Raw genomic sequence first — 21,209 nt, 5'->3', positions numbered from 1 at the left:
ACGCTTTTCAAAAAAGCGCTCGTCGTAGCGCTAACTTATTTAGTTAATGGGATGAGGACATCGATATAGCTAGGGATCAGTTCAATAGTAACAGGTAGTGACATTCCCGACTCTCCATCAACATTCGTCGTTAAGTCATTATTTGTTGATACGCGAACCCGTTTTGCTTTAAAGACATGTACATATTTACTATGCTCTAAATTACCGGCTAGTAAGGAAGTCCCTACAGCAGCTGTGGTGAATAAGTTCGTATCTTTTATAATGAAGCAGTGTAAGTAACCATCGTCAATTTCTGCTGCAGGAGCCAGCTGTTCAAAACCACCTACTGAATTCGTTAAGGCTGCAATAAAGAGTAATGCTCGTCCTTCCCATTTTTGCTCATCGTATTCTACGCTCATTGTGCATGAGGCATCACCAGCGAATGTTTTAATACCTTCTTTTACATAAGCAAAAAAACCTAGTTTTGATTTATCTTCTGATGGAACTTCTGATAACGAAGTAGCTAATTGACCCGCTGCTACAACATTAATAAACAATTGGTCATTGATTTTGCCAATATCAGCTTTGCGTGTAGTGGTGGAACGCAACATGTTAATTGCCTTTTCTGGCTGTAAAGGAATATGAAGTGCTCGTGCAAAGTCATTTACTGTACCGAGTGGAACAACAGCCAGCTTCGGTCGATGTGGCTGGTTCATCATGCCATTTATCGTTTCGTGCAGTGTTCCATCTCCACCAAGTGAAACGACTAAGTCAATTTTCTCTTTGCACGCTTCTGTACTGAAAGCGGTTGCGTCAAACTCTTTTTGCGTCTCTTTTACGGCAACTGTATATCCTGTTTCTTCTAGCAAGCGAGATGTTTGTTTAGCATAAGTGTGCGCTTTCTCTTTACCGGAGCTTGGATTTAAAATAATGAGTGCCTGTTTCATACATTTTCACCTCTAGCAAATTTATCCTAGTTTAGTTTTCTCACATTCTCAGTAAATTTGCACGTAATTGAAACCCAATTGCCTTTCACTCGTAGTATACTGGTGAAGGAAGGGGAGAGTCGATGTTTTTTTGGATTATGATTATGGGGTTAACATGTTTAAATTTAAATCCACGTGAATGGATGCGTGGTTTGAAGAAAATGCCAAAACAATGGTTATTAAGCCAAGTACTACGCTATGGAATTGGCGTAGTGATCAGTTTTGTTCTTATTTATATTCTATTGGTGGATCATTCACTTACAGGATTTGTAAATAGTTTCGGATTTATCGTTGCCATTAATCTGCTCGTTTCAGGTTTTTTTCAAGCAGCCCAAGGGTTATCTACCGCGACTAAAAAGAAAAAAGTACAGAAACTTAAAAAAGGAAATGTTCGCTTAACTCAAGCAGGAATTGGTGCTGTTTTATTTATTGGGTTGCTTGTTATGAACATGGTGTATCCACTAACGATTACACAACAATTAAGTGAACTAGGTGAGATTGAGATTTCAACCGATTCAATTGATTCAGTAACGGAAGAAAGTGTTCGATCTGTTCCACATTCGTATGCTCGATACAAATCGGAAATTGTATTCGGGAATATAGATAATTATTCTTTTTATGAACTAGGCGAGTCGGCCATTCAGCGAATCGACGGCGAGTTGTATTGGGTATCACCAATTGAATACTCTAGTGTTTGGCGCTGGCTGAGAGCCGACAGCGCACCTGGATACGTTATGGTTAGTGCAGAGAATCCAAATGCAGAAGCGGTACTAGTTGATGACTATGAAATGACTTATGTACCAAGCGCTTTTTTAGGAGAAAACTTAGAACGGCATATTCGGAGTCTTTATGGTGATGTAATATTAATTGATTATTCATTCGAGCCCGATGATGATGGGAATCCTTATTACGCGTATTCTTATGCATACTATGACCACTACCGTAGTGCCCCGAAAGCAGACGGCGTTATACTAGTTAACCCGGTTACAGGGGAAGCGGAGAAGTATGCGTTAGGAGAACAGCCTGACTTTATCGATAATGCTATACATTATTCTTTAGCGCTTGATTACGCGTACTGGTTTGGAACGTATAGCAATGGATTAATTAATTCTTTATTTGCAAAAGAAGGGGTACACCAACCAACAAGTGATGAAGAAATGATTGGTGTACTTGGACCAGACGGAAATATGTATTGGATGATTGACCATATGAGACCAAATCAGGAATCCAATGCAATGGTCGGTTTTACAATGGTTAATGCACAAACAGGAGAAGCAACTTATTATGCAGGTACATCCGGTATGACGAATGCTAGAGGTGCACGGGATGCCGTTAATCGGTCATTCCAACGTGAGCAATGGGAAGGCACACAGCCTGTATTATATTCGATCTATGATAACTACACGTGGGTAGTACCAGTTGTGGATCAGAGCGGGTTAATGAGAGAGATTGCTATGGTTCATGCTGATACGTCAAGTGTTGCTACTGGAACATCGCGAGAAGAAGCGTTTCACCATTACCGTCAAATGTTAGCAAACGATTTAGGAACAGACGATTATATTCCGACGAATCTATTAGATGAGTTAGAGGTTGAAGGAACAGTGTATCGAGTGAGTCAAGTGTCTAATTCTCGATTCATTCAAGTGCTCCTAGAGGGAGAGAGTCGTGTGCTAGAATTTGATATGACGGGAAATGCAGCTGCAGTATTTATTCAGCCTGGAGACGAAATTGAAGTCATTGTGAATGATACTGGAGAAAGTGTATTGCCAGTTATTGAATTCATTAACCTTACAACAGATGAAGAATTTGGAGAGATAGAAGACTTTGAATTAGAGGACGAAAATGAACAAGAGGTCAATGAAGAGGAAGAAGCAGACTCTTCGGACGAATAAAAAAACATTTCCGCTGCAAACGATGATTCGGTACAGAATCATTTGTTTGCGGCGTTTTTATATGGATATAATACTTTATTTTTATTCGACAAAAATTGCAAATAATTAAAATGTGTGATAAATTATATGAAATCGTTGAAGAAATAAAGGGAATTGTCGTTAAATAGAGAATATAAAGGAGGAGTCTAGGAAAAATTTTTACTAGATAAAACTATTTAAAAACTTAAAAAACATTGTTCTATGAATCAATCTTATGTATTGTTATACGTATCGTTAGTAATGCCGTAAGGGGGGGTCTAATGGATAACATTGTGCTTCAATTGAAAGATTTACAAACGACTTTTCAATCTGGTAGAAAGTCTGTTCCAGCTGTTGATGGCGTTAGTATTCAACTACATAAAGGTGAAGTTGTCGGAATTGTAGGTGAATCAGGGTGTGGGAAAAGCGTAACGTCTTTATCCATTATGCGGCTTATTCCAAGCCCACCTGGGAAAATTAGTAGAGGTGAAATTCTCTTTAATGGGGAGAACCTCGTTACCGTTTCAAACAAGAGAATGAAGAAAATAAGAGGAAAAGAAATCTCCATGATTTTTCAGGAGCCGATGACTTCCTTAAATCCTTTATTCACCATTGGGAATCAGCTTGTTGAAGCCATTCGCAATCACAACAACCTAACAAAGAAAGAGGCGCTAGAAAAGGCGATCCAATTAGTGGAGATGGTTGGTATTCCTCGTGCAAGAGAAATTGTTGAAAGTTATCCACATCAATTATCTGGTGGAATGCGTCAACGGATTATGATTGCGATGGCAATGTCGTGCGACCCAGAAGTTTTAATTGCAGATGAACCAACAACGGCTCTAGATGTAACCATTCAAGCCCAAATTCTAGATTTGATGAGGGAATTGAATCGAGAAAAAGGAACAGCTATATTATTTATTACACATGATTTAGGCGTAGTAGCTGACATATGTAATCGTGTTGTTGTTATGTATGCAGGACAAGTTGTTGAAGAAGGATCGACCCGGATGATTTTAAAAGATCCAAAGCATCCATATACTCAGGGATTAATTCGATCGTTGCCAAATATGGCTGAAAAGCAACAGACGCTTTATTCGATCCCAGGCACCGTGCCACAGCCAGGGTCAATCGAAAACGGCTGTCGTTTTGCAGATCGTTGCGAATTTGCTTTTGATGCATGTTTCTTCGAAGATCCAGCTTTGCTCAATTTAGAAGAAGGTCGTGCTTGTCGCTGTTTGCTATACAAGGAGGAACAAGAAAGTGTCGGCTAAGCCCTTATTAGAAATTAAAAATTTGAAGACGTACTTTGATATTAAAGGTGGCGCTTTATCTAAGAAAGTAGGAGAAGTGAAAGCAGTTGATGGCGTCTCGTTCTCCGTAGAAGAAGGGGAAATTGTCGGGATCGTTGGAGAATCAGGTTGTGGTAAATCAACGACTGGGAAATCGATCTTGCGGTTAATTGAGCCAACATCGGGAGAAGTCTATTTTAATGGGGAAAATATATTGGCGCTTACTGATGAAAAAGTTAGAAAAGTCAGAAGAGATATGCAAATTATTTTTCAAGATCCATATGCATCATTAAACCCACGTCATAAAGTTGGGAAAATAATTGGTGAGCCAATGCTCATCCATGGAATCGGCGATAAACAAGAACGGAAAAAGCGTGTAGAAGAACTGCTTGAAAAAGTAGGGTTGCGAAAAGAGCATGCGAATCGGTATCCTCATCAATTCAGCGGTGGTCAAAGACAGCGAATCGGTATTGCTCGAGCATTAGCCGTTCACCCGAAGCTGATTATTTGTGATGAGCCAGTTTCTGCATTAGATGTTTCTGTTCAATCGCAAATTCTTAATTTAATGGAATCATTAAAGGATGAATTCAAATTGACTTATGTGTTTATCGCTCATGATCTAAGTGTTGTGAAACATATAAGTGATCGTGTTGGAGTCATGTATTTAGGTAAAATGGTAGAACTAGCTTCAAGTGACGCTCTATATGAAGAACCGAAGCATCCATATACAAAAGCACTCTTGTCTTCAGTCCCAATACCTGATCCTGATTTGAAATCGGAGCGAACGATTTTAAAAGGAGATGTACCGAGTCCTTCAAATCCGCCAACTGGCTGTACGTTCCATACAAGGTGTCCCAATGCAATGGATATTTGTAAAACAACTGTACCAGCCTGGCAGGAAGTAGAACCAAACCATCGCGTTGCGTGCCATTTATTTAATCAAAATGATGAAAAGGGGATTATTTAATGAAAAAAGTAAAAATGAATTTAATTTCAGTATCATGCTTGTCTCTCTTACTATTGGCAGCTTGTGGAGGCGATGAAGATACGGCAAGTGATGGAAACACAGATACAAATGACAATGGAAATGGTACAGAGCAAACGGATGGCGGGGTATTAATCTTCGCTAGAGGAGGAGACTCGCAAGGGTTGGATCCTGGTGCTGTCACAGATGGAGAATCTTCACGTGTAACAAAACAAATCTATGAAACGTTGATTGAGTTCGAACAAGATTCTTTTGAGTTAAAAGAAGGATTGGCTACAAACTGGGAGCCTAGTGAAGATGGATTAAGCTATGTCTTTACGTTAAGAGAGGGTGTAACGTTCCATGATGGTACACCGTTTAATGCAGAGGCTGTTAAGGTCAATTTCGAACGTTGGGCGAATCCGGATCACGAATTTGCATTTCGAGATGAAGGTTATACGTACAGTGTATATGGAACATTATTTGGTGTAGGCGAAGAAGATGTCATTGAAGAGATTAACGTAATCAATGATTACGAAGTTGAATTTATTTTAAATGAGCCGTTAGGGGCGTTTTTACAAAACGTTGCGGCAAGTTACTTCGGTATTATCTCTCCAGCGGCTTTAGAGGAATATGGGACAGATATTGACGAAAACCCAGTTGGGACAGGTCCTTTTAAGTTCGAGAGCTGGCAACGAGATTCAAGCATCGTTTTAAAGAAAAATGAAGATTATTGGGAAGAAGGACTTCCGTACTTAGAGGGTGTAACGTTCTCTGTTATCGGTGACAATTCAGCGCGACTCTCTTCTCTAATGTCAGGTGATATTGACTTAATGGATGGGTTGTCACCAGATGATATTGCGCAAGTTGAAGGTGCAGATGGGTTCGAAATTTTTGAGCGTGTACCAAATAATATCGGTTACCTTGGCTTTAATACAGAAGTAGAACCATTTGATGACCCACTCGTTCGAAAAGCATTTAACCATGCAATTGATAAAGAAGGTGTCATTGCAGCTGTATACGGTGGACAAGCTACACCAGCTAAAAATGCAATCCCAGAAGATTATTTAGGACATAATGACGACATCGAAGATTACGAATATGACCTAGATTTAGCGAAAGAGCTCTTAGCAGAAGCAGGACTTGAAGATGGATTTGAATTTGATCTATGGACAATGCCTGTTGCTCGACCTTACATGCCAAACCCAATGCGCGCTGCTGAATTAATTCAAGCGGAGTTAAGTGAATTGAATATTACCGCTAATATTGTAGAAAAAGAATGGGCTGTTTATTTAGAGGAAATTGAACTGGGCTATCATGATGTGTTTATGCTTGGATGGTCCGGGGTCAATGGTGATGCTGATTATTTCTTAGGAACCATTCTTCACACTGATGGTATTCCAGGAAGTAACCAAACGTTCTATAGCAACGAGGAAGTCGATGCATTATTGGACCAAGCAAAACGAACGGTCGATCCAGACGAGCGAGCGAGCTACTATGAAGAAGCACAAGTGCTCATTCATGAAGATGCGCCTATGGTTCCACTTGTTCACTCGATACCGGTGTTAGCAGGTTCCGATATTATTTCAGGTTATGTTCCTCACCCATCAACGAGTGAAAGCTTGAAGCACGTTTCGCTTACAAATCAATAACATCGATGAAAGGCGGTAGCATGAATGCTGCTGCCTTCTTTATCCAAAGAATAGAGGTGAAACTGTGTTTTCTTATATGTTAAGAAGAATCGCTTTATTAATTCCTGTTTTAATTGGGATGACGGTTGTCACGTTTTCGATTATTTGGCTCATTCCAGGAAACCCAGCCCAAACAATCTTAGGTGAACAAGCTTCTCCTCAAGCAATTGCAGAATTAGAAGAGCAGCTAGGCTTAAACAATCCATTTTGGGTTCAATATGGTAGTTACATAGGAGATTTAATAACAGGCGATCTTGGTGTTTCAATGCGAACAAATAATGAAATTATTACCGAAATTTGGCCGTATTTAGCTGCAACAATGGAGCTAACGTTTTTTGCCATGTTATTTGCCATTATTATTGGTGTAAACGCTGGTATTGTTAGTGCGTGGAAACAAAATTCATTCTTTGATTATGCATGTATGCTTATCGCTCTTGTAGGAGTATCAATGCCAGTTTTCTGGTTAGCATTAATGGAGCAATGGATCTTTGCACAGGAGTTAGGTTGGCTTCCGACCGTTGGAAGAAGCGATCCACGTGCACCAATTGAGCCAATTACTCATTTTTATATTATTGACACGTTATTAAGGGGAAATTTTGATCAAACTATAACGGCTATACGTCATCTTGTTTTACCTGTCATTGCGCTTGGGACGATTCCAATGGCGATTATTGCTAGGATGACACGTTCTAGTATGCTTGAAGTGTTACGATCTGACTATATTCGTACGGTTCAAGCAAAAGGCTCTAGCCAAGGCGTAGTTGTTTATAAACATGCATTAAAAAATGCTTTTATTCCAGTGTTAACGGTTGTAGGCTTACAAGCTGGAGCATTACTCGGTGGAGCAATCCTAACGGAAACGATCTTCAGTTGGCCTGGGGTGGGTCGCTATATTTATGAGGGTATTTCGTATCGAGATTATCCAGTTATCCAGTCTGGTATTTTAATTGTTGCTACTATTTTTGTGTTTATTAATCTCATTGTCGATCTTCTTTATGCATCTATCGACCCGAGAATTAAATATTAAGGGGGATTAAGAGATGGAATCAAGACCACTAGCCACTCAACCTCATCAACGTCCTCCTTCAAAAGAAGAAAAAACAAGGTCGATATGGGGCGATACATTCTACCATTTATTCAAGAATAAATTAGCACTTGTCGGGGCTATTATATTAACGTTTTTCATTTTACTAGCTATTTTCGCCCCGTTATTAACGTCGTACACGATTGATAAAACGAATCCTTCTATTCGTTTAATGCCTCCTTCATCAGAACATTGGATGGGGACAGATGATTTAGGACGAGATGTTTTTACTCGTGTTGCACATGGTGCAAGAATTTCTCTTTTAATCGGCCTCTTTTCAATTAGTGGTGCGCTTGTCATTGGAACCACACTTGGATTAGTAGCAGGGTTCTACGGACGCTGGGTCGATATGCTTATTTCTAGAATTTTTGATATTATGCTTGCATTCCCAAGTATTTTACTAGCCATTGCCATTGTAGCGATTTTAGGGCCATCTCTACAAAATGCAATGCTAGCTATTGCTATTATTAATGTGCCGATATTTGGTCGAATTGTTCGTTCAAAAGTGATCAGCTTACGAGCAGAAGAGTTTGTCTTAGCCGCAAAAGCGCAGGGTATGAAAAATGGGCGAATAATGTTTCACCACATTTTGCCTAATAGTTTAGCACCCATTATCGTACAGGCGACTCTAGGATTTGGTATTGCGATTATTGAAGCAGCTGCACTTGGATTTCTTGGAATGGGAGCAAGCCCTCCTACACCAGAATGGGGTAGAATGTTAGCAGATTCTAGAGGTTACATTCAAAATGCTTACTGGACCGTACTTTTTCCGGGTTTGTCTATTATGCTAGTAGTATTAGGGTTTAATATGTTAGGAGATGGATTAAGGGATGCCCTTGATCCAAAAATGAAAGACCAAGGCTAATAAAGGTATAATGAAAAGCGAGCATGAACCTTTTTCATGTTCGCTTTTTCTTGGTTTGTCTATTTAAACTAAAGGGGGTTGGTTGTTCTATATGAGGAACATTCTTTACTTAGTAAGGCATGCTGAAGCAACGGGGCAAGAACCGTCTGCTCGTTTAACGAGTAAAGGGAAGCAAGATGCGAAAGATTTAGCACTGTTCTTTCAAGAGAAAGGCATTAAAATGATTCTGTCGAGCCCTTACAAAAGGGCGATTTCAACGATTGAGCCGACAGCAGAAGCGCTAGGGTTACCACTTAACCAAGACGAAAGGTTAGTTGAGCGCTGTTTAAGCCCGGTGCCCCTTACGAATTGGCGTATGCATGTACAGAAAAGTTTTGATGATGAATTCTATTCACTCAAAGGCGGTGAATCCTCCCTTGACGCTCAAGCGCGTATTCTGTCTGTCGTAAACAGCTTAACCAAACCTACCATTATTGTAAGTCATGGAAATCTTCTAGCATTACTGATTCGATCTTACCAGCCTACATTTGGCTTCAAAGATTGGGAAGAGATGGGGAATCCAGCTGTTTATGCACTCTCTTTAACAGAAAAGAAGGTTTATTTAGTAAGGTGAGAGCGTAGAATAAATGATCGGCGAGGTATTAGTGCGTACACGATCGAGAAAAGAATGAAGCAAATAGAAAAAGATTGACGTGGCGCTGTGAAAGTTTGCTATAATACATAAGATTTGATTTCGGTTGTGTTAAAAAGAAGGTGGAAATTTGGGAAGAGAAGATATGGCAAATCCGTTAGAAACGGAAAAAATTAGTAAGCTGTTTATGCGGTATTTAATTCCATCATTAGTCGGCATGCTATTAATGGCTATTAATCTAGCGGTAGACGGTATTATGGTTGGAAATCGACTTGGTCCTGTTGCCTTAGCAGGTGTAAATATTGCTGGTCCAGTCTATACCATTTTTGTTGGCTTATCGCTATGGCTAGGGATTGGTGGAGCGACTCTATATTCCCAAGCAATGGGTAGGAAAGAAGAGGGACGTGCGCGAGTGATTTTCACCCATTCCATTTTACTAATTGGATTGGGAACTATTGTTATAGGCGCTCTGGCTTTACTCTTTCACGAGCCACTTGTCTATGCATTAGGTGCAAATGAGGAAACAGCTCCATTTGCTGCTGCGTATATGAACGTTTTCTTAGTATTCGGTTTTATTTTTACCTTGGAAAATGCATCAAGTATTTTTGTACGCAATGATGGCAACCCGACGCTTGCTATGGCAGCGCTGGTCACAACGGCTTTTTCAAATGTTGGTATTAACTATATTATTTTGTATGTACTCGATTTAGGGGTACGTGAGATTGCATTCGGAACGATCATTGCTGCTTTTTTAGGCTTACTTGTTCTATCTTCTCACTTCTTTACGAAAAGAAGTAATTTAAAGTTTGTAAGGGTGAGATTCGATTCATTATTATCAAAGCAAGCTCTACGATTCGGCTTTCCGAGTTTTCTAGCAGAAGTAGGTATATCTGTTTTTACAGTCTCTCATAATATTATGTTTGCACGTCTTGCCGGTACAGTAGGTGTTGCAGCTTTTTCTGTTGTGAATTATGTGCATGCAGTTATGTTGCTCATGTTCTTAGGTATGGGGGCTGCGGTTCAGCCTATTGTTAGTTATTTTCATGGAGCGGCAGAACATGAGAAAAAAAGACAGCTCATGAAACTAGCTATTCGAACAGGTTTTGTTGCCGGATTCATTTGCTTCTTAGTTGGTCAATTCGCGGCTGTTCCAATTGTAAATATCTTTGGTGATTTCCCTCAAGAAGTAAAAGAATTAGCGGTAAGAGGCATTCGCTTATTCTTTATAGCGTATTTGGTTATGGGAGTGAACTTTGTACTAATGACCTATTTCCAATCAATTGGAGAGGTAGCCATAGCGACGTGGATTACTGCTGGGAGACAAATCATTCTAATGTTGCTGTTCTTATTGACTGTACCGTTTCTTTTAGGTGTTCATGCTATATGGTTGGCCATTCCTTTTGCTGAAATAACCGTATTGGTTCTTATCTACGTATACTTGAAAAGAAGTAACATTCACTTTGGTGAGAAACGTGTATTTTAAAGAATAACCAGGCTATAGACATTGTCTATAGCCTGTTCTTATATGCTAGTTGCTTTTTGCTTTGGCATGATCCGTTACTGCTTGAACACCACGAGCAATGGAACCACTAAAATCATCCGCGTGTAACGATTTTAAACCAGCTTCTGTCGCACCACCTGGTGTGGTTACTTGATCACGTAATTCTGTTGGTGTAAAGCCTGCTTTAAGCATATCTGCACTTCCAGCCAGCATCTGAACAACGAGGTTGCGAGCTTGAGATTGATCAATACCAAAAGATTGTGCAATCGATTCGAGCTGAATGACAAATTCATAAACGAAAGCAGGGGCGCTTCCTGTAACAGCAGTTAATTCGTGAATAAGGGATTCACTTAGTTGGGCACCTGTTCCAATAGAAGCTACTAATGATTCTACATAACTTTTTTGTGTATCCGTTACATGTGAACCATATGTATAAAGACTTATTGAAGCTCCTGCTTGCGCTGCTGTATTTGGCATGATCCAAGCAGTTGCTACCCCGGCTGGTAATTGTGCTTCAAGGTCAGAAGGGCCGATACCTGCAGCCACCGTTAACACAAGTTGGTTCGTAACAAGAGGGCTTAACGTTTCCAAGATAGAAGGGTGTGCAGAAGGTGGAGCGGCAATCAGAATAACATCCGCTTCAGTAGCCTTTTCAGACCAATTTGAAATCGCTTCAATGGGATAAACGTCTGTTAGTTTATCTAAATGGGCTTTGTTCGTATGATTACTTACGTAAACGGGTGAGAATGCTGGATTTGGTTTAGCTAGAACGCCTTTAAATACAGCTTCAGCCATTCTTCCAGCACCGATGAATAATAATGATGGCAACGTGACTTCACTCCTTTAATATAGTAAAAGACTTACGCAAAAAAAAAGAAAAAAGCGTAAGTCTTTTATAAAAAAATACCATATATTGGTATAAATATTTTAGGTAATTGAACTATATAAAGCTTACCAAACTGAAAAGAAAAAGTCTATATTTTTTTAAAAAAATTAGGCAAAATAAAAAAAGAGACTTGATGAGAGGGTGAATAACTATGAACCAACAAGATTACGAAGTAGCTGTACTAAAAATGTCATTAGAAAAGATTGATCGAATGTTAGCGTATGTCCAGAATATACCCATTTACCGTGGAGATGACTTTACTCAACAAGTATTAGAAGAAAGACGTGAAGCAATGCGGCAATCTCTACGAATCGCAAAGCAAGAACCCTATTTTGCTCGTTTGGATTTTCTTGAATTCGATAGGGATGAAAAGAAGTCTTTATACATTGGTAAAGTTGGTGTACATGATGACGAAGAGGAGCAACCACTAGTCATTGATTGGAGAGCTCCTGTTGCCTCTTTATTTTATAGTTTTAACGGGAGTGAGGAAGATGTTTATTACGAGTCGCCAGACGGTATCGTTGAAGGGGAAATCCAATTAAAACGAAATGTTGTTATCCGAGCACGTGAATTAAGGCGAGTTGTGGATAGTTACGTTGAAGGTCAAGAAAGCAGCGGTGGAGATGAATTCCTACTATATAAATTAGGTGAACAAAAAGACAACAAATTAAAAGACATTGTATCGACCATTCAAGCAGAACAGAATTCTATTATTCGTTCAGATGTAAGAAAGCCATTACTTATTCAAGGAGCAGCAGGTAGTGGAAAAACAACAGTTGCTCTTCATAGGCTGGCTTTTCTTCTTTACGAGTATAGGGAACGTTTAAAAGCAGAACGAATGATGATCTTTGCTCCAAATGCGATGTTCCTTGATTATATTGCCCAAGTGCTACCAGAATTAGGAGTAGGCCATATTCAACAATCTACTTATGTTGACTGGGTCTTGCAAAAATTAGGTGATGCTTATGAAGTGGAGTCAACTGAAGACAGAATCTTTACTCGTTTTGAGCTACAAGTTGAGCCAAAATATCAAGCTGTTATGAAAGAAAAAGGGTCTCTTACTTTTCGTAATCAATTGAAGAAATACGTTGAGGAAGAATTAGCCAATCGCATGCCGGTTAAAGATTTCATACCTTGGGATCATGGCATTGTAAAGAAAGAAACGATACAGAACTGGTTAACTCAGGATTTCGTTCATTCTCCCCCTTTAAAGCAAAGAGAGCGACTGCAAGCGAGGTTAAAGCGTTGGGTTGAAATAGAAGTGAGAATGTTTGAGGATGAAAAGGAACGCAAAGAATATAAGACTGAAGGATTGAAAGCCGTAAGGAGGTACATGAATAGCTGGAAAAAACCAGATGAATTAAAACTGTATCTTCATTTTTTACAGCAACAAGATTATCCTGTTTCTTCTTTATTGCGCAGTGGGAAACTAATGTTTGAAGATTTGGCTCCAATGGTTTTCATACGCCAACAGTTAATCGGTATAGACAAAGAAGATCGTTTTGATCACTTAGTCATTGACGAGGCGCAAGATTTATCCCCCTTTATCATTTCCTTATTAAATGACTATACGAGAAAAGGTGGCTTAACGATTCTCGGAGATCTCGCTCAAGGCATACATGGTGAAGAAGGTATCGTTGCGTGGGACTCATTTGTTAAGGTTCTTGATAAAAACTGTACTTATGTGCAAATGGAAAAGAGTTATCGCTCAACGATGGAGATTATTGAATATAGTAATGGTATTCTTAAACAAATTGAAAACCATCCGCCATTAGCGAAGCCTGTTTTTCGAAGTGGTGAACCTGTGAAAGTTACCGCCTATTCATTATTATCCATGCTTCAGTGGCTAAAGGATGTAAAAGCGTATGAGACAATTGCTTTTCTAACTCGGACAAAGAAAGAAGCTGAAATGCTAGCTTTGGAATTAAAAGAAGCCAAGGTTTCAGCAACGTTAGTTCGTGCTGGAGATACAACGTATCAAGGGGGTATCTCCATACTACCAATTTATCTGTCAAAAGGATTTGAATTTGACGCTGTTATGTTAACAAATGTATCAAGCCATCATTATCCAAATGATTCTATTCATAAAAAGTTGCTTTATGTAGGGTGTACAAGAGCACTTCATTCTTTATCACTTTCATATGAAGGAACGTTATCTCCAATTATTCCATTATAAATAGGAGAAAGAGGAGCGTATGCCGTTCCTCTTTTTTTGGCAAATGAATAGTGTGGATAGAAGGGAGGGCTAGCTATGGAACATAGAGGAGCGAACTACTTAGCAATTGGCGATTCACTAACTACAGGAGTAGGTGCTTCAAAGCCCGGTGGGTTTGTTTCAATCTATCGTCAGTATGCGAGTGGCGCTTTACAAGCTCCTGTGAGGACACTACTAGTAGCTCGAAGTGGTTTAACAGCGGCACAAATCTATCGTCTCGTCTACCAGCAACCTATAGCATCTATTTCAAAAGCCAATTTCATAACAATTACTGGTGGAGGAAATGATCTCATTCAATCCGTACAATATGGACGACAACCTTACTCTATTGAAAAGTTAGAAGGTGCCATTAAAAACGCCATTTATTGGATGACTCAATTGGTTTTGTATATAACGGAAATAAAACAAAAGGAAGCCATTCCGTACAAAATTATTGTGTTCAATAGCTATAATCCACTAGAGTCTGTTCCGTTTATAGACCAGTATATCAAGTCGTTTAACCGAGGAATACAATCGTTAACACGGTTTCCACATGTACAAGTTGTAGACGTCTATCAGGCTTTTAAAGGACGAAACGACTACGTCCTTTCTCAAGATGCGTTTCATCCAAACAACAAAGGCTATCGCATAATGGCGGATGGGGCAGCAAAAAAAGGCTATCAGCTAAACTAAAAAACAAGGAAATAGGTTAACATTTTCATTGATTCCGTTCTATCTCAATAACCGCTACATTGGGAAACAAAGAGAGATGAACAATATATTGTTTTTACCTTTAGGAGTGGCGGCTAGCTCATAGTTGGTGTGAGTCGCCGTTCTCTCCTACATTTCGATTAACTACAATAGAGAGTGGCTGGTTTTGATTGAAAGCGACTTATTTAAAAAGAAAGGATCCATACAGGGTATATGTAACTAATTTTTGACTTTTTTCTGTATGTTTTACATAGTACAACAGATCAAATCATTGTATACTAAGGGAAGTACTAATGAAGAGGGGGATCGGGACGTGAACGCGCGGTTTGTTAAATTAATCTCTGCTGCTTTTTTTGTATGTATAGCTGGTATACTTGTTTTTGCGATTACTGGATAATGAACGTGCTAATATAGATGAAAACGTTTAATAGTACCGTTAAAGTCAACCTTAGAATTCGTAATAATGTTCGTAACTAGACATGTAAAACGTAGATGTTCGAGAAGCTAATTTGAATACAATAATGATAGTATTACGTTATGAAAAAATTCTAAGTGCATTCTTAGGATTTTTTTTGTTTAGATCGCTTATAATAGTCTGAAAGAGAAAGGTAGAGGGGTAGATAGATTTGAGGACAGTTTTTTCTTATTTGCTGTCGTACAAGTGGGCTGCAATCATTGCGTTTATCTTTATGCTGTTAGAACTGACAGTAGAATTAATCCAGCCTTTATTATTAGCTCGAATTATTGATGATGGCATACTTCAAGAAGATCTAACAATCGTTGTTGTTTGGGGAAGTGTGATGATAGGCTTATCCCTTATTGCCTTTGTAGCAGGTATATTGAACTCATTTTATGCAGGGCATGCGGGACAGAGTACAGGCTTTGATTTGCGAAACGCGATGTTTAAAAATATTCAACGATCTAGTTTAGACAAATTGCAACCATTTGCTACATCTTCATTAATGACAAGGTTAACAAACGATATAACGCAAATTCAAAATACTATTTTTATGGGCTTACGAATTATGGCTCGAGCGCCCTTACTCGTAGTAGGCGGTGCCATTATGGCCTTTTTAATAAATGCTAGACTGGCATTATTTCTCATTCTCACCATTCCAATCCTTGTATTCTTTTTACTGTGGATATTGAAAAAAGGTGTACATATTTTTGGACAAGTTCAAAATCAGGTGGACAAGGTAAACCATGTCGTTCGAGAAAATTTAACAGGAATTCGACTTGTTCGAGTTTTTGTGCGAAGGACTCATGAAGTTCATCGTTTTTTTATAGAAAACGATACGTTAAGAAAGCGCATGGTTCAGGCATTTCGCCTGATGGAACTAACGATGCCAATTCTTTTACTTCTAATGAATAGCTCGATTTTACTTGTGCTTTGGTTTGGTAGCTTTCAGATTGATAATGATACCGCTCAAGTAGGCGACGTTGTAGCCATTGTTAACTATGCAACAAGAATAACATCTGCTTTAGGCGTATTCGCAATGATTATTATGGTATTTTCCAGAGCGAAAGCTTCGGCCTTGCGAATTGAGGAAGTATTGTTAGAGCCTGATGATGAACTAAAAGGTCAAAAAGAGCTTCCGCAACCTCCAACGATTAATGGGGAGGTTCAGTTTCAATCTGTATGGTTTTCTTATGATGGTCAAAAAGAGCCTGTTTTAGAAGATATCTCATTTCATGTTCAGGCAGGGGAAACCGTAGCCGTTTTAGGGGAAACAGGTGCTGGAAAAACGTCTCTGTTTCAACTCATTCCGAAGCTTTATGAAACCGATTCTGGTGATGTTAGGATAGATGGAACGTCTATAAAACAGTGGAATATTCAAGAGCTACGAAAACAACTTGGATACGTACCCCAGTCTATTCGCCTGTTTTCCGGAACAATACGAGAGAATATTGCGTGGGGGGTACCCGATGCTTCACTTGAACAGATTGTGTTAGCAGCTAAGGCAGCGCAAATACATGAGACGATTGAGAAGCTTGAACAAGGTTACGATACAGTGGTCGGACAACAAGGAGTCAATTTGTCAGGAGGGCAAAAGCAACGTATTTCCATTGCGCGTGCACTGCTTCGTGAACCAAAAATTTTACTTTTAGATGATAGTACAAGTGCGCTAGATACGAAAACAGAAGAACAGTTTCTACATGCGCTAGAGTGTTACTCGTGTACCACGCTCATAATTACGCAAAAGCTTTCAACAGCGAGGAAAGCAGATAAAATTTTATTGCTTGAATTCGGTAAAATTGAAGGCTTTGGGAGTCATGAGCAGTTAATGGAACAATCATCGTTTTATCGTAAAATCTATCAGTCACAATACGGAAAGGAGGAGTAGTATGTCGTTTAAAACGATCTTAAAAGAGCCGTTTGAATATAAAAAAATTGATTGGCGCCATTATCGATATAAGCAAAAAGACAATCAGCCTTCAAAGCCAGCTCACCCACACGCGGCTAGAGTAGGTAAAAGCCAAAAAGCCCGTGATTGGAAAGAAGCAACTCGAAGAATTCTTGTCTATTTACGGAAGCGTCAGAGTGCCATCTTTGTTGTAATGGCACTAGTTATTATCAGTTCATTACTGATGTTAGTAGGTCCCTTTCTCATTGGCGTTATTATCGATAATTACATCATTCCGATGACGTTTGATGGATTAGGCACCATCTTGCTTCTTTTATTTGCTTCTTTTGTTGGTTTGTCAATTGCCACGTTTTTTCAAAATTTTATTATGGTTCGTATTGCGCAAGCTACAATTTATGAGATTAGGAGAGATTTGTTTAACCATCTCCAACAACTGCCTATTCGTTTTTTTGATAAACGGCAGCATGGCGATATCATGAGTCGAGTAACAAACGATATTGAAAATATATCGGCAACCTTGAATTCATCCATTGTGCAAATCTTATCGAGTGTCGTTACATTTATCGGTATATTAGCAGTCATGTTATGGCTATCTCCTATCTTAACGATTGTAACAATGACGGTTATTCCTCTTATGTTCTATGGTTTAAAATGGATTACGAAGCGAACACAAGTGTTTTTTAAAGAGCAACAACGTACTTTAGGGATAGTAAATGGCTATTCAGAGGAAACGATTGCTGGTCAGCAAATGGTCAAGACGTTTTCTCGTGAAGACACGGTCATTGATGGGTTTACGCAGCGAAATGAAGCCTTAAAAGTAGCTGGTTTTTGGGCACAAACCTATTCAGGATTTATTCCAAAAGTTATGAACGTCTTAAATAATTTAAGCTTTGCTGTCATTGCCTTTGTTGGTGGAGTAATGGCGGTAAATCAAGTTGCTGGTGTAACGGTTGGGATGATTGTTATCTTTGTGGAATACGCTCGTCAGTTTACAAGGCCACTAAATGATTTAGCAAACCAGTTTAATGCTTTGCTTTCTGCATTGGCAGGGGCTGAACGAGTGTTTGAAATTATGGATCAAAAGCCAGAAGAGGAAACAGAAGAAGGTTCTGTTCAAAGTGATTTACAAGGCCATGTGGCGTTTGAACGGGTAAGCTTTTCCTATGCACAATCTCCAATATTAAAGGATGTCTCATTTAGTGTGGTGCCAGGTGAAACGGTTGCCTTTGTTGGTCCCACTGGAGCTGGAAAAACAACGATTATTAATTTGTTGACAAGGTTTTATGACGTGAATCAAGGTGCTATTACGATTGACGGGGTGGACATTCGAAAGCGCAACCGTGCTGACTTGCGAAGTCAGATGGGGGTTGTACTACAAGACTCTTTTTTATTTCAAGGCACTATTCTTGATAATATCCGCTATGGACGACTTACAGCAACAGACGAAGAGGTTTATGAAGCTGCGAAATTGGCAAATGCCCATAGCTTTATTAAACGATTGCCTAAAGGGTATAAAACGGCTTTAAAGCAAGATGGCGGTGGCATTAGTCAAGGTCAAAGACAATTAGTATCGATAGCCCGTGCGTTATTAGCAGATCCTAAACTGTTAATTCTTGATGAAGCAACTTCTAGTATTGATACGGTAACCGAAATGAAAATTCAAGAAGCATTAAAACGTTTGATGCATGGTCGAACGAGTTTTGTGATCGCGCATCGGTTAAATACCATTGAAGCAGCAGATAAAATTCTCGTTTTACAAGCAGGAGAATTAACGGAAATGGGCTCACATCGGGAGTTAATGGAGAAAAAAGGCTTCTACTATGAGTTGCAACGCACTAAAAATATGGATGCAATTCTGTAAATTAGAAAGGAATGATGAAAACAGTGTCGAAATGATAAGCATAGTGAATAAGGGGGATGCTGGGTGACATGGTTATTGAAAAACTCATGATTAATGTATTCGCCATCTTAATCCCCGTGCTTATCTACGGCCTTCGCGCTGAAGGCAGCTGGAAAATACAACGTTCATTAACGATGTTTTTATTTATGAGCGGAGCGGTATTACTGTGCTTGGTTTTTTCCATTAATATAGGAAGCATTCAATGGGATTTACGCTATATTCCGATACTCCTTGCATTTTTATATGGAGGTAAACGAGCTGGTTGGGGCGTTGCAGCTATTGCGGTAGTGGGTAGAATAGGTCAAGGTGGGGATCTATTTTTACTAGGAGTAGTACTGATCGTGTTAACGGCTCTTTTTTATGCCTTGTGTGTTAACCGCTTTTATATGTTACCACCTAAATGGTCAAGAATTCGCTATGCATCTTTAATCTTACTCTTTCCTTCGGCAATTCAAACCTTTGGAACGTTAATTTTAATAAACAATGGAGGTCAACTATCCCAATCGTGGTTAGCAGGATGGTTCTATATTCTCTTCCTTGTCATGACTGTTTTCCTGGTGACGTATTTATTTGAGACATTATTAGAGAAAGAACGGATTGTGGCTGAACTTGTTGCAACTGAAAAAGATTTTACAAAGGGAGAACTGGCGGCATCCATTGCACATGAAGTACGGAATCCTTTAACAGTGGTAAAAGGATTTGTGCAACTATTATCAGAAGATAAACAACATGCTGAATATCATAAATTAATCTTGAGTGAATTGGATCGAGCAGAATCCATTATTTATGAATTTTTAAATTCAACAAAGCCGCAACCAAATGCCATCTTTCCGTTAAACAAAACGGTTCATGAGGTAGTGACTTTATTAACTCCTTATGCACATGAGCGGTCTATTCAATTGACAATTGGCATATGTGAACAAGCCTTTATAGACGGTAATGAGAACAAAGTAAAGCAAGCGCTAATGAATTTTATGAAGAACGGCATTGAAGCATCTATTGAAGGAGATACTGTAACCATCCAATTAGATCAATTAAAAGATCGAGCACAAATTGAAATTAATGATAACGGTGTAGGGATGAGTAGACAGCAATTAAAGCAGCTAGGTACGGCTTATTTCACAACAAAGGAGTCTGGCAATGGAATTGGAACGATGGTATCCATTCGTATAGTGGAAATGATGAATGGGATGGTAACCTATAAAAGCAAACCTGGAATAGGAACAAAAGTAATTATTTCATTACCAGTAGTAAAGGAAAATGTATCGGAAGGATAAAGAAATCTTTTCCTTATAAAAAGTTGGAAGGTAGCGAATGACTCTTGCTATCTTTTTTGTTTTTATACATTAAAGCATGCTGAAGTATTAGCATGCTTTTGCTAAAGGTTGTCATTAACATGAACGATTTGTCCATTTGGAAATGTAGGATTCTGTAGACAGTGAATAAGCGAACAGGCGACAGTAGTTGCAGGGCGCAGTTTTCCACTTTTGTGAAAATGCTTAAACCGTGCTACAGATGGGAACTGGTCTTCTGTGTAGTGTCGAATGGACTCTTGCATAGTCGTATCCATGATACCAGGGTTAAACCCAGCTACTAAAACAGGTAACGATTCATCCATCTGTTCTTGTGCGATTGATTGTACAAGCATATTTAGTCCTGCTTTTGAGCTAGAGTAACCTGACCAACCACTAATAGGCTTTAACGCTACGCCTGATGTAACAAAGAGCATTCGTTTTGAAAGCGTTAACGGTTGAACGAATTGAATAAACAAATTGCTCAATTCAAGAGGTGCGACTACATTCACTTCAAATAAGTGACTAAACGTTACATTTCCTTTTTCCAGAGTGCCGAGCTTTCCTACAGGATCAATAAGAGCGGCATTATAAATAAAGAGCATTTCTGTGACGATGGAAACAGTAATTGAGGCTAATGCATTTGAAAAAAGAATCTGTCGGTTAGCTACGTGACTAGCGTCGAAAGAAACATGAGTAAAAGAGGGGTGTTTCTGTATCTCTTCTTGTGCTTCTGTTCTTGAGAATCCAATGACTTCGTACTCTTCTTCAAGCAATTTTTTCACAACGGCTGCTCCTAATCCTTTTGAACTGCCGATGACGAATGCAATACGCATCTGACCCTCTCCTTTTGTTAAGTATAACGATTCGCTTTTATCCAGGCAATCCATGTGTTTGAAAGATCGCTTACGTGGAATAATAGATAGGGAAACGTTTGATTGGGCTACTAAGATGGGGGAA

The 21,209-nt window shown here is 39.2% G+C and carries 16 protein-coding genes; 13 read left to right on the top strand and 3 right to left on the bottom strand.

Going from position 1 to position 21,209, the window contains the following annotated elements:
* Positions 1 to 35: 35 nt before the first annotated feature.
* Entirely contained in the window at positions 36 to 926 is an 891-nt protein-coding gene (locus BK583_RS14920) for a diacylglycerol/lipid kinase family protein (protein ID WP_055735159.1), read from the bottom strand.
* A gap of 122 nt (positions 927 to 1,048) precedes the next feature.
* Here BK583_RS14920 and BK583_RS14915 point away from each other — a divergent pair, with 122 nt between their 5' ends.
* From BK583_RS14915 to BK583_RS14880, 8 genes are all read left to right on the top strand, one after another.
* Positions 1,049 to 2,857: a hypothetical protein gene (locus tag BK583_RS14915; protein ID WP_055735158.1), complete on the top strand. Its 1,809-nt coding sequence runs from the start codon at positions 1,049 to 1,051 to the stop codon at positions 2,855 to 2,857.
* 299 nt (positions 2,858 to 3,156) lie between these two features.
* Positions 3,157 to 4,146 (top strand): ABC transporter ATP-binding protein, encoded by a 990-nt coding sequence (locus BK583_RS14910; protein ID WP_055735157.1) that lies wholly within the window; start codon positions 3,157 to 3,159, stop codon positions 4,144 to 4,146.
* The gene (locus BK583_RS14905; protein ID WP_038478201.1) at positions 4,136 to 5,131 is read left to right on the top strand and encodes an ABC transporter ATP-binding protein; all 996 of its coding nucleotides are present in this window, start codon (positions 4,136 to 4,138) and stop codon (positions 5,129 to 5,131) included. The genes BK583_RS14910 and BK583_RS14905 overlap by 11 nt, the downstream gene beginning before the upstream one ends.
* Complete coding sequence (locus BK583_RS14900; protein WP_038478203.1) at positions 5,131 to 6,780, top strand: ABC transporter substrate-binding protein; 1,650 nt, start codon at positions 5,131 to 5,133, stop codon at positions 6,778 to 6,780. Before BK583_RS14905 ends, BK583_RS14900 begins: the two co-directional genes overlap by 1 nt.
* Before the next feature lie 76 nt (positions 6,781 to 6,856).
* Complete coding sequence (locus tag BK583_RS14895; protein ID WP_206698858.1) at positions 6,857 to 7,846, top strand: ABC transporter permease; 990 nt, start codon at positions 6,857 to 6,859, stop codon at positions 7,844 to 7,846.
* Between the two features lie 13 nt (positions 7,847 to 7,859).
* Positions 7,860 to 8,768, top strand: coding sequence for an ABC transporter permease (locus BK583_RS14890; protein WP_038478209.1), 909 nt, complete (start codon positions 7,860 to 7,862; stop codon positions 8,766 to 8,768).
* A gap of 91 nt (positions 8,769 to 8,859) precedes the next feature.
* Positions 8,860 to 9,381, top strand: coding sequence for a histidine phosphatase family protein (locus BK583_RS14885; protein ID WP_038478211.1), 522 nt, complete (start codon positions 8,860 to 8,862; stop codon positions 9,379 to 9,381).
* A 163-nt stretch (positions 9,382 to 9,544) separates the two neighbouring features.
* Positions 9,545 to 10,882, top strand: a complete 1,338-nt coding sequence (locus BK583_RS14880; RefSeq protein WP_038485404.1) for an MATE family efflux transporter — start codon at positions 9,545 to 9,547, stop codon at positions 10,880 to 10,882.
* A gap of 45 nt (positions 10,883 to 10,927) precedes the next feature.
* Here BK583_RS14880 and proC read toward each other — a convergent pair whose 3' ends face one another.
* Positions 10,928 to 11,728, bottom strand: a complete 801-nt coding sequence (gene proC, locus BK583_RS14875) for a pyrroline-5-carboxylate reductase (protein ID WP_078440202.1) — start codon at positions 11,726 to 11,728, stop codon at positions 10,928 to 10,930.
* A 209-nt stretch (positions 11,729 to 11,937) separates the two neighbouring features.
* Here proC and BK583_RS14870 point away from each other — a divergent pair, with 209 nt between their 5' ends.
* The 5 genes from BK583_RS14870 to BK583_RS14850 all read left to right on the top strand — a co-directional run bounded on the left by BK583_RS14870 (position 11,938) and on the right by BK583_RS14850 (position 20,234).
* Complete coding sequence (locus tag BK583_RS14870) at positions 11,938 to 13,962, top strand: HelD family protein (protein WP_055735156.1); 2,025 nt, start codon at positions 11,938 to 11,940, stop codon at positions 13,960 to 13,962.
* Between the two features lie 75 nt (positions 13,963 to 14,037).
* Positions 14,038 to 14,673, top strand: coding sequence for a GDSL-type esterase/lipase family protein (locus BK583_RS14865; protein ID WP_055735155.1), 636 nt, complete (start codon positions 14,038 to 14,040; stop codon positions 14,671 to 14,673).
* Between the two features lie 644 nt (positions 14,674 to 15,317).
* Positions 15,318 to 17,036 (top strand): ABC transporter ATP-binding protein, encoded by a 1,719-nt coding sequence (locus tag BK583_RS14860; protein WP_055735154.1) that lies wholly within the window; start codon positions 15,318 to 15,320, stop codon positions 17,034 to 17,036.
* Position 17,037: 1 nt separating this feature from the next.
* Complete coding sequence (locus BK583_RS14855) at positions 17,038 to 18,918, top strand: ABC transporter ATP-binding protein (RefSeq protein WP_078440201.1); 1,881 nt, start codon at positions 17,038 to 17,040, stop codon at positions 18,916 to 18,918.
* A 68-nt stretch (positions 18,919 to 18,986) separates the two neighbouring features.
* On the top strand, positions 18,987 to 20,234 hold the full coding sequence (locus tag BK583_RS14850; RefSeq protein WP_055735153.1) for an ATP-binding protein: 1,248 nt from the start codon (positions 18,987 to 18,989) through the stop codon (positions 20,232 to 20,234).
* A 101-nt stretch (positions 20,235 to 20,335) separates the two neighbouring features.
* Here BK583_RS14850 and BK583_RS14845 read toward each other — a convergent pair whose 3' ends face one another.
* A complete protein-coding gene (locus tag BK583_RS14845) occupies positions 20,336 to 21,085 on the bottom strand; it encodes an SDR family NAD(P)-dependent oxidoreductase (protein WP_055735152.1) in 750 nt (249 codons plus the stop codon).
* Between the last annotated feature and the right edge of the window lie 124 nt (positions 21,086 to 21,209).

Source organism: Shouchella oshimensis, from assembly GCF_002019765.1.
Classification (GTDB): domain Bacteria; phylum Bacillota; class Bacilli; order Bacillales; family Bacillaceae_D; genus Shouchella; species Shouchella oshimensis.
This window is presented reverse-complemented; position numbering and strand designations above follow the sequence as displayed.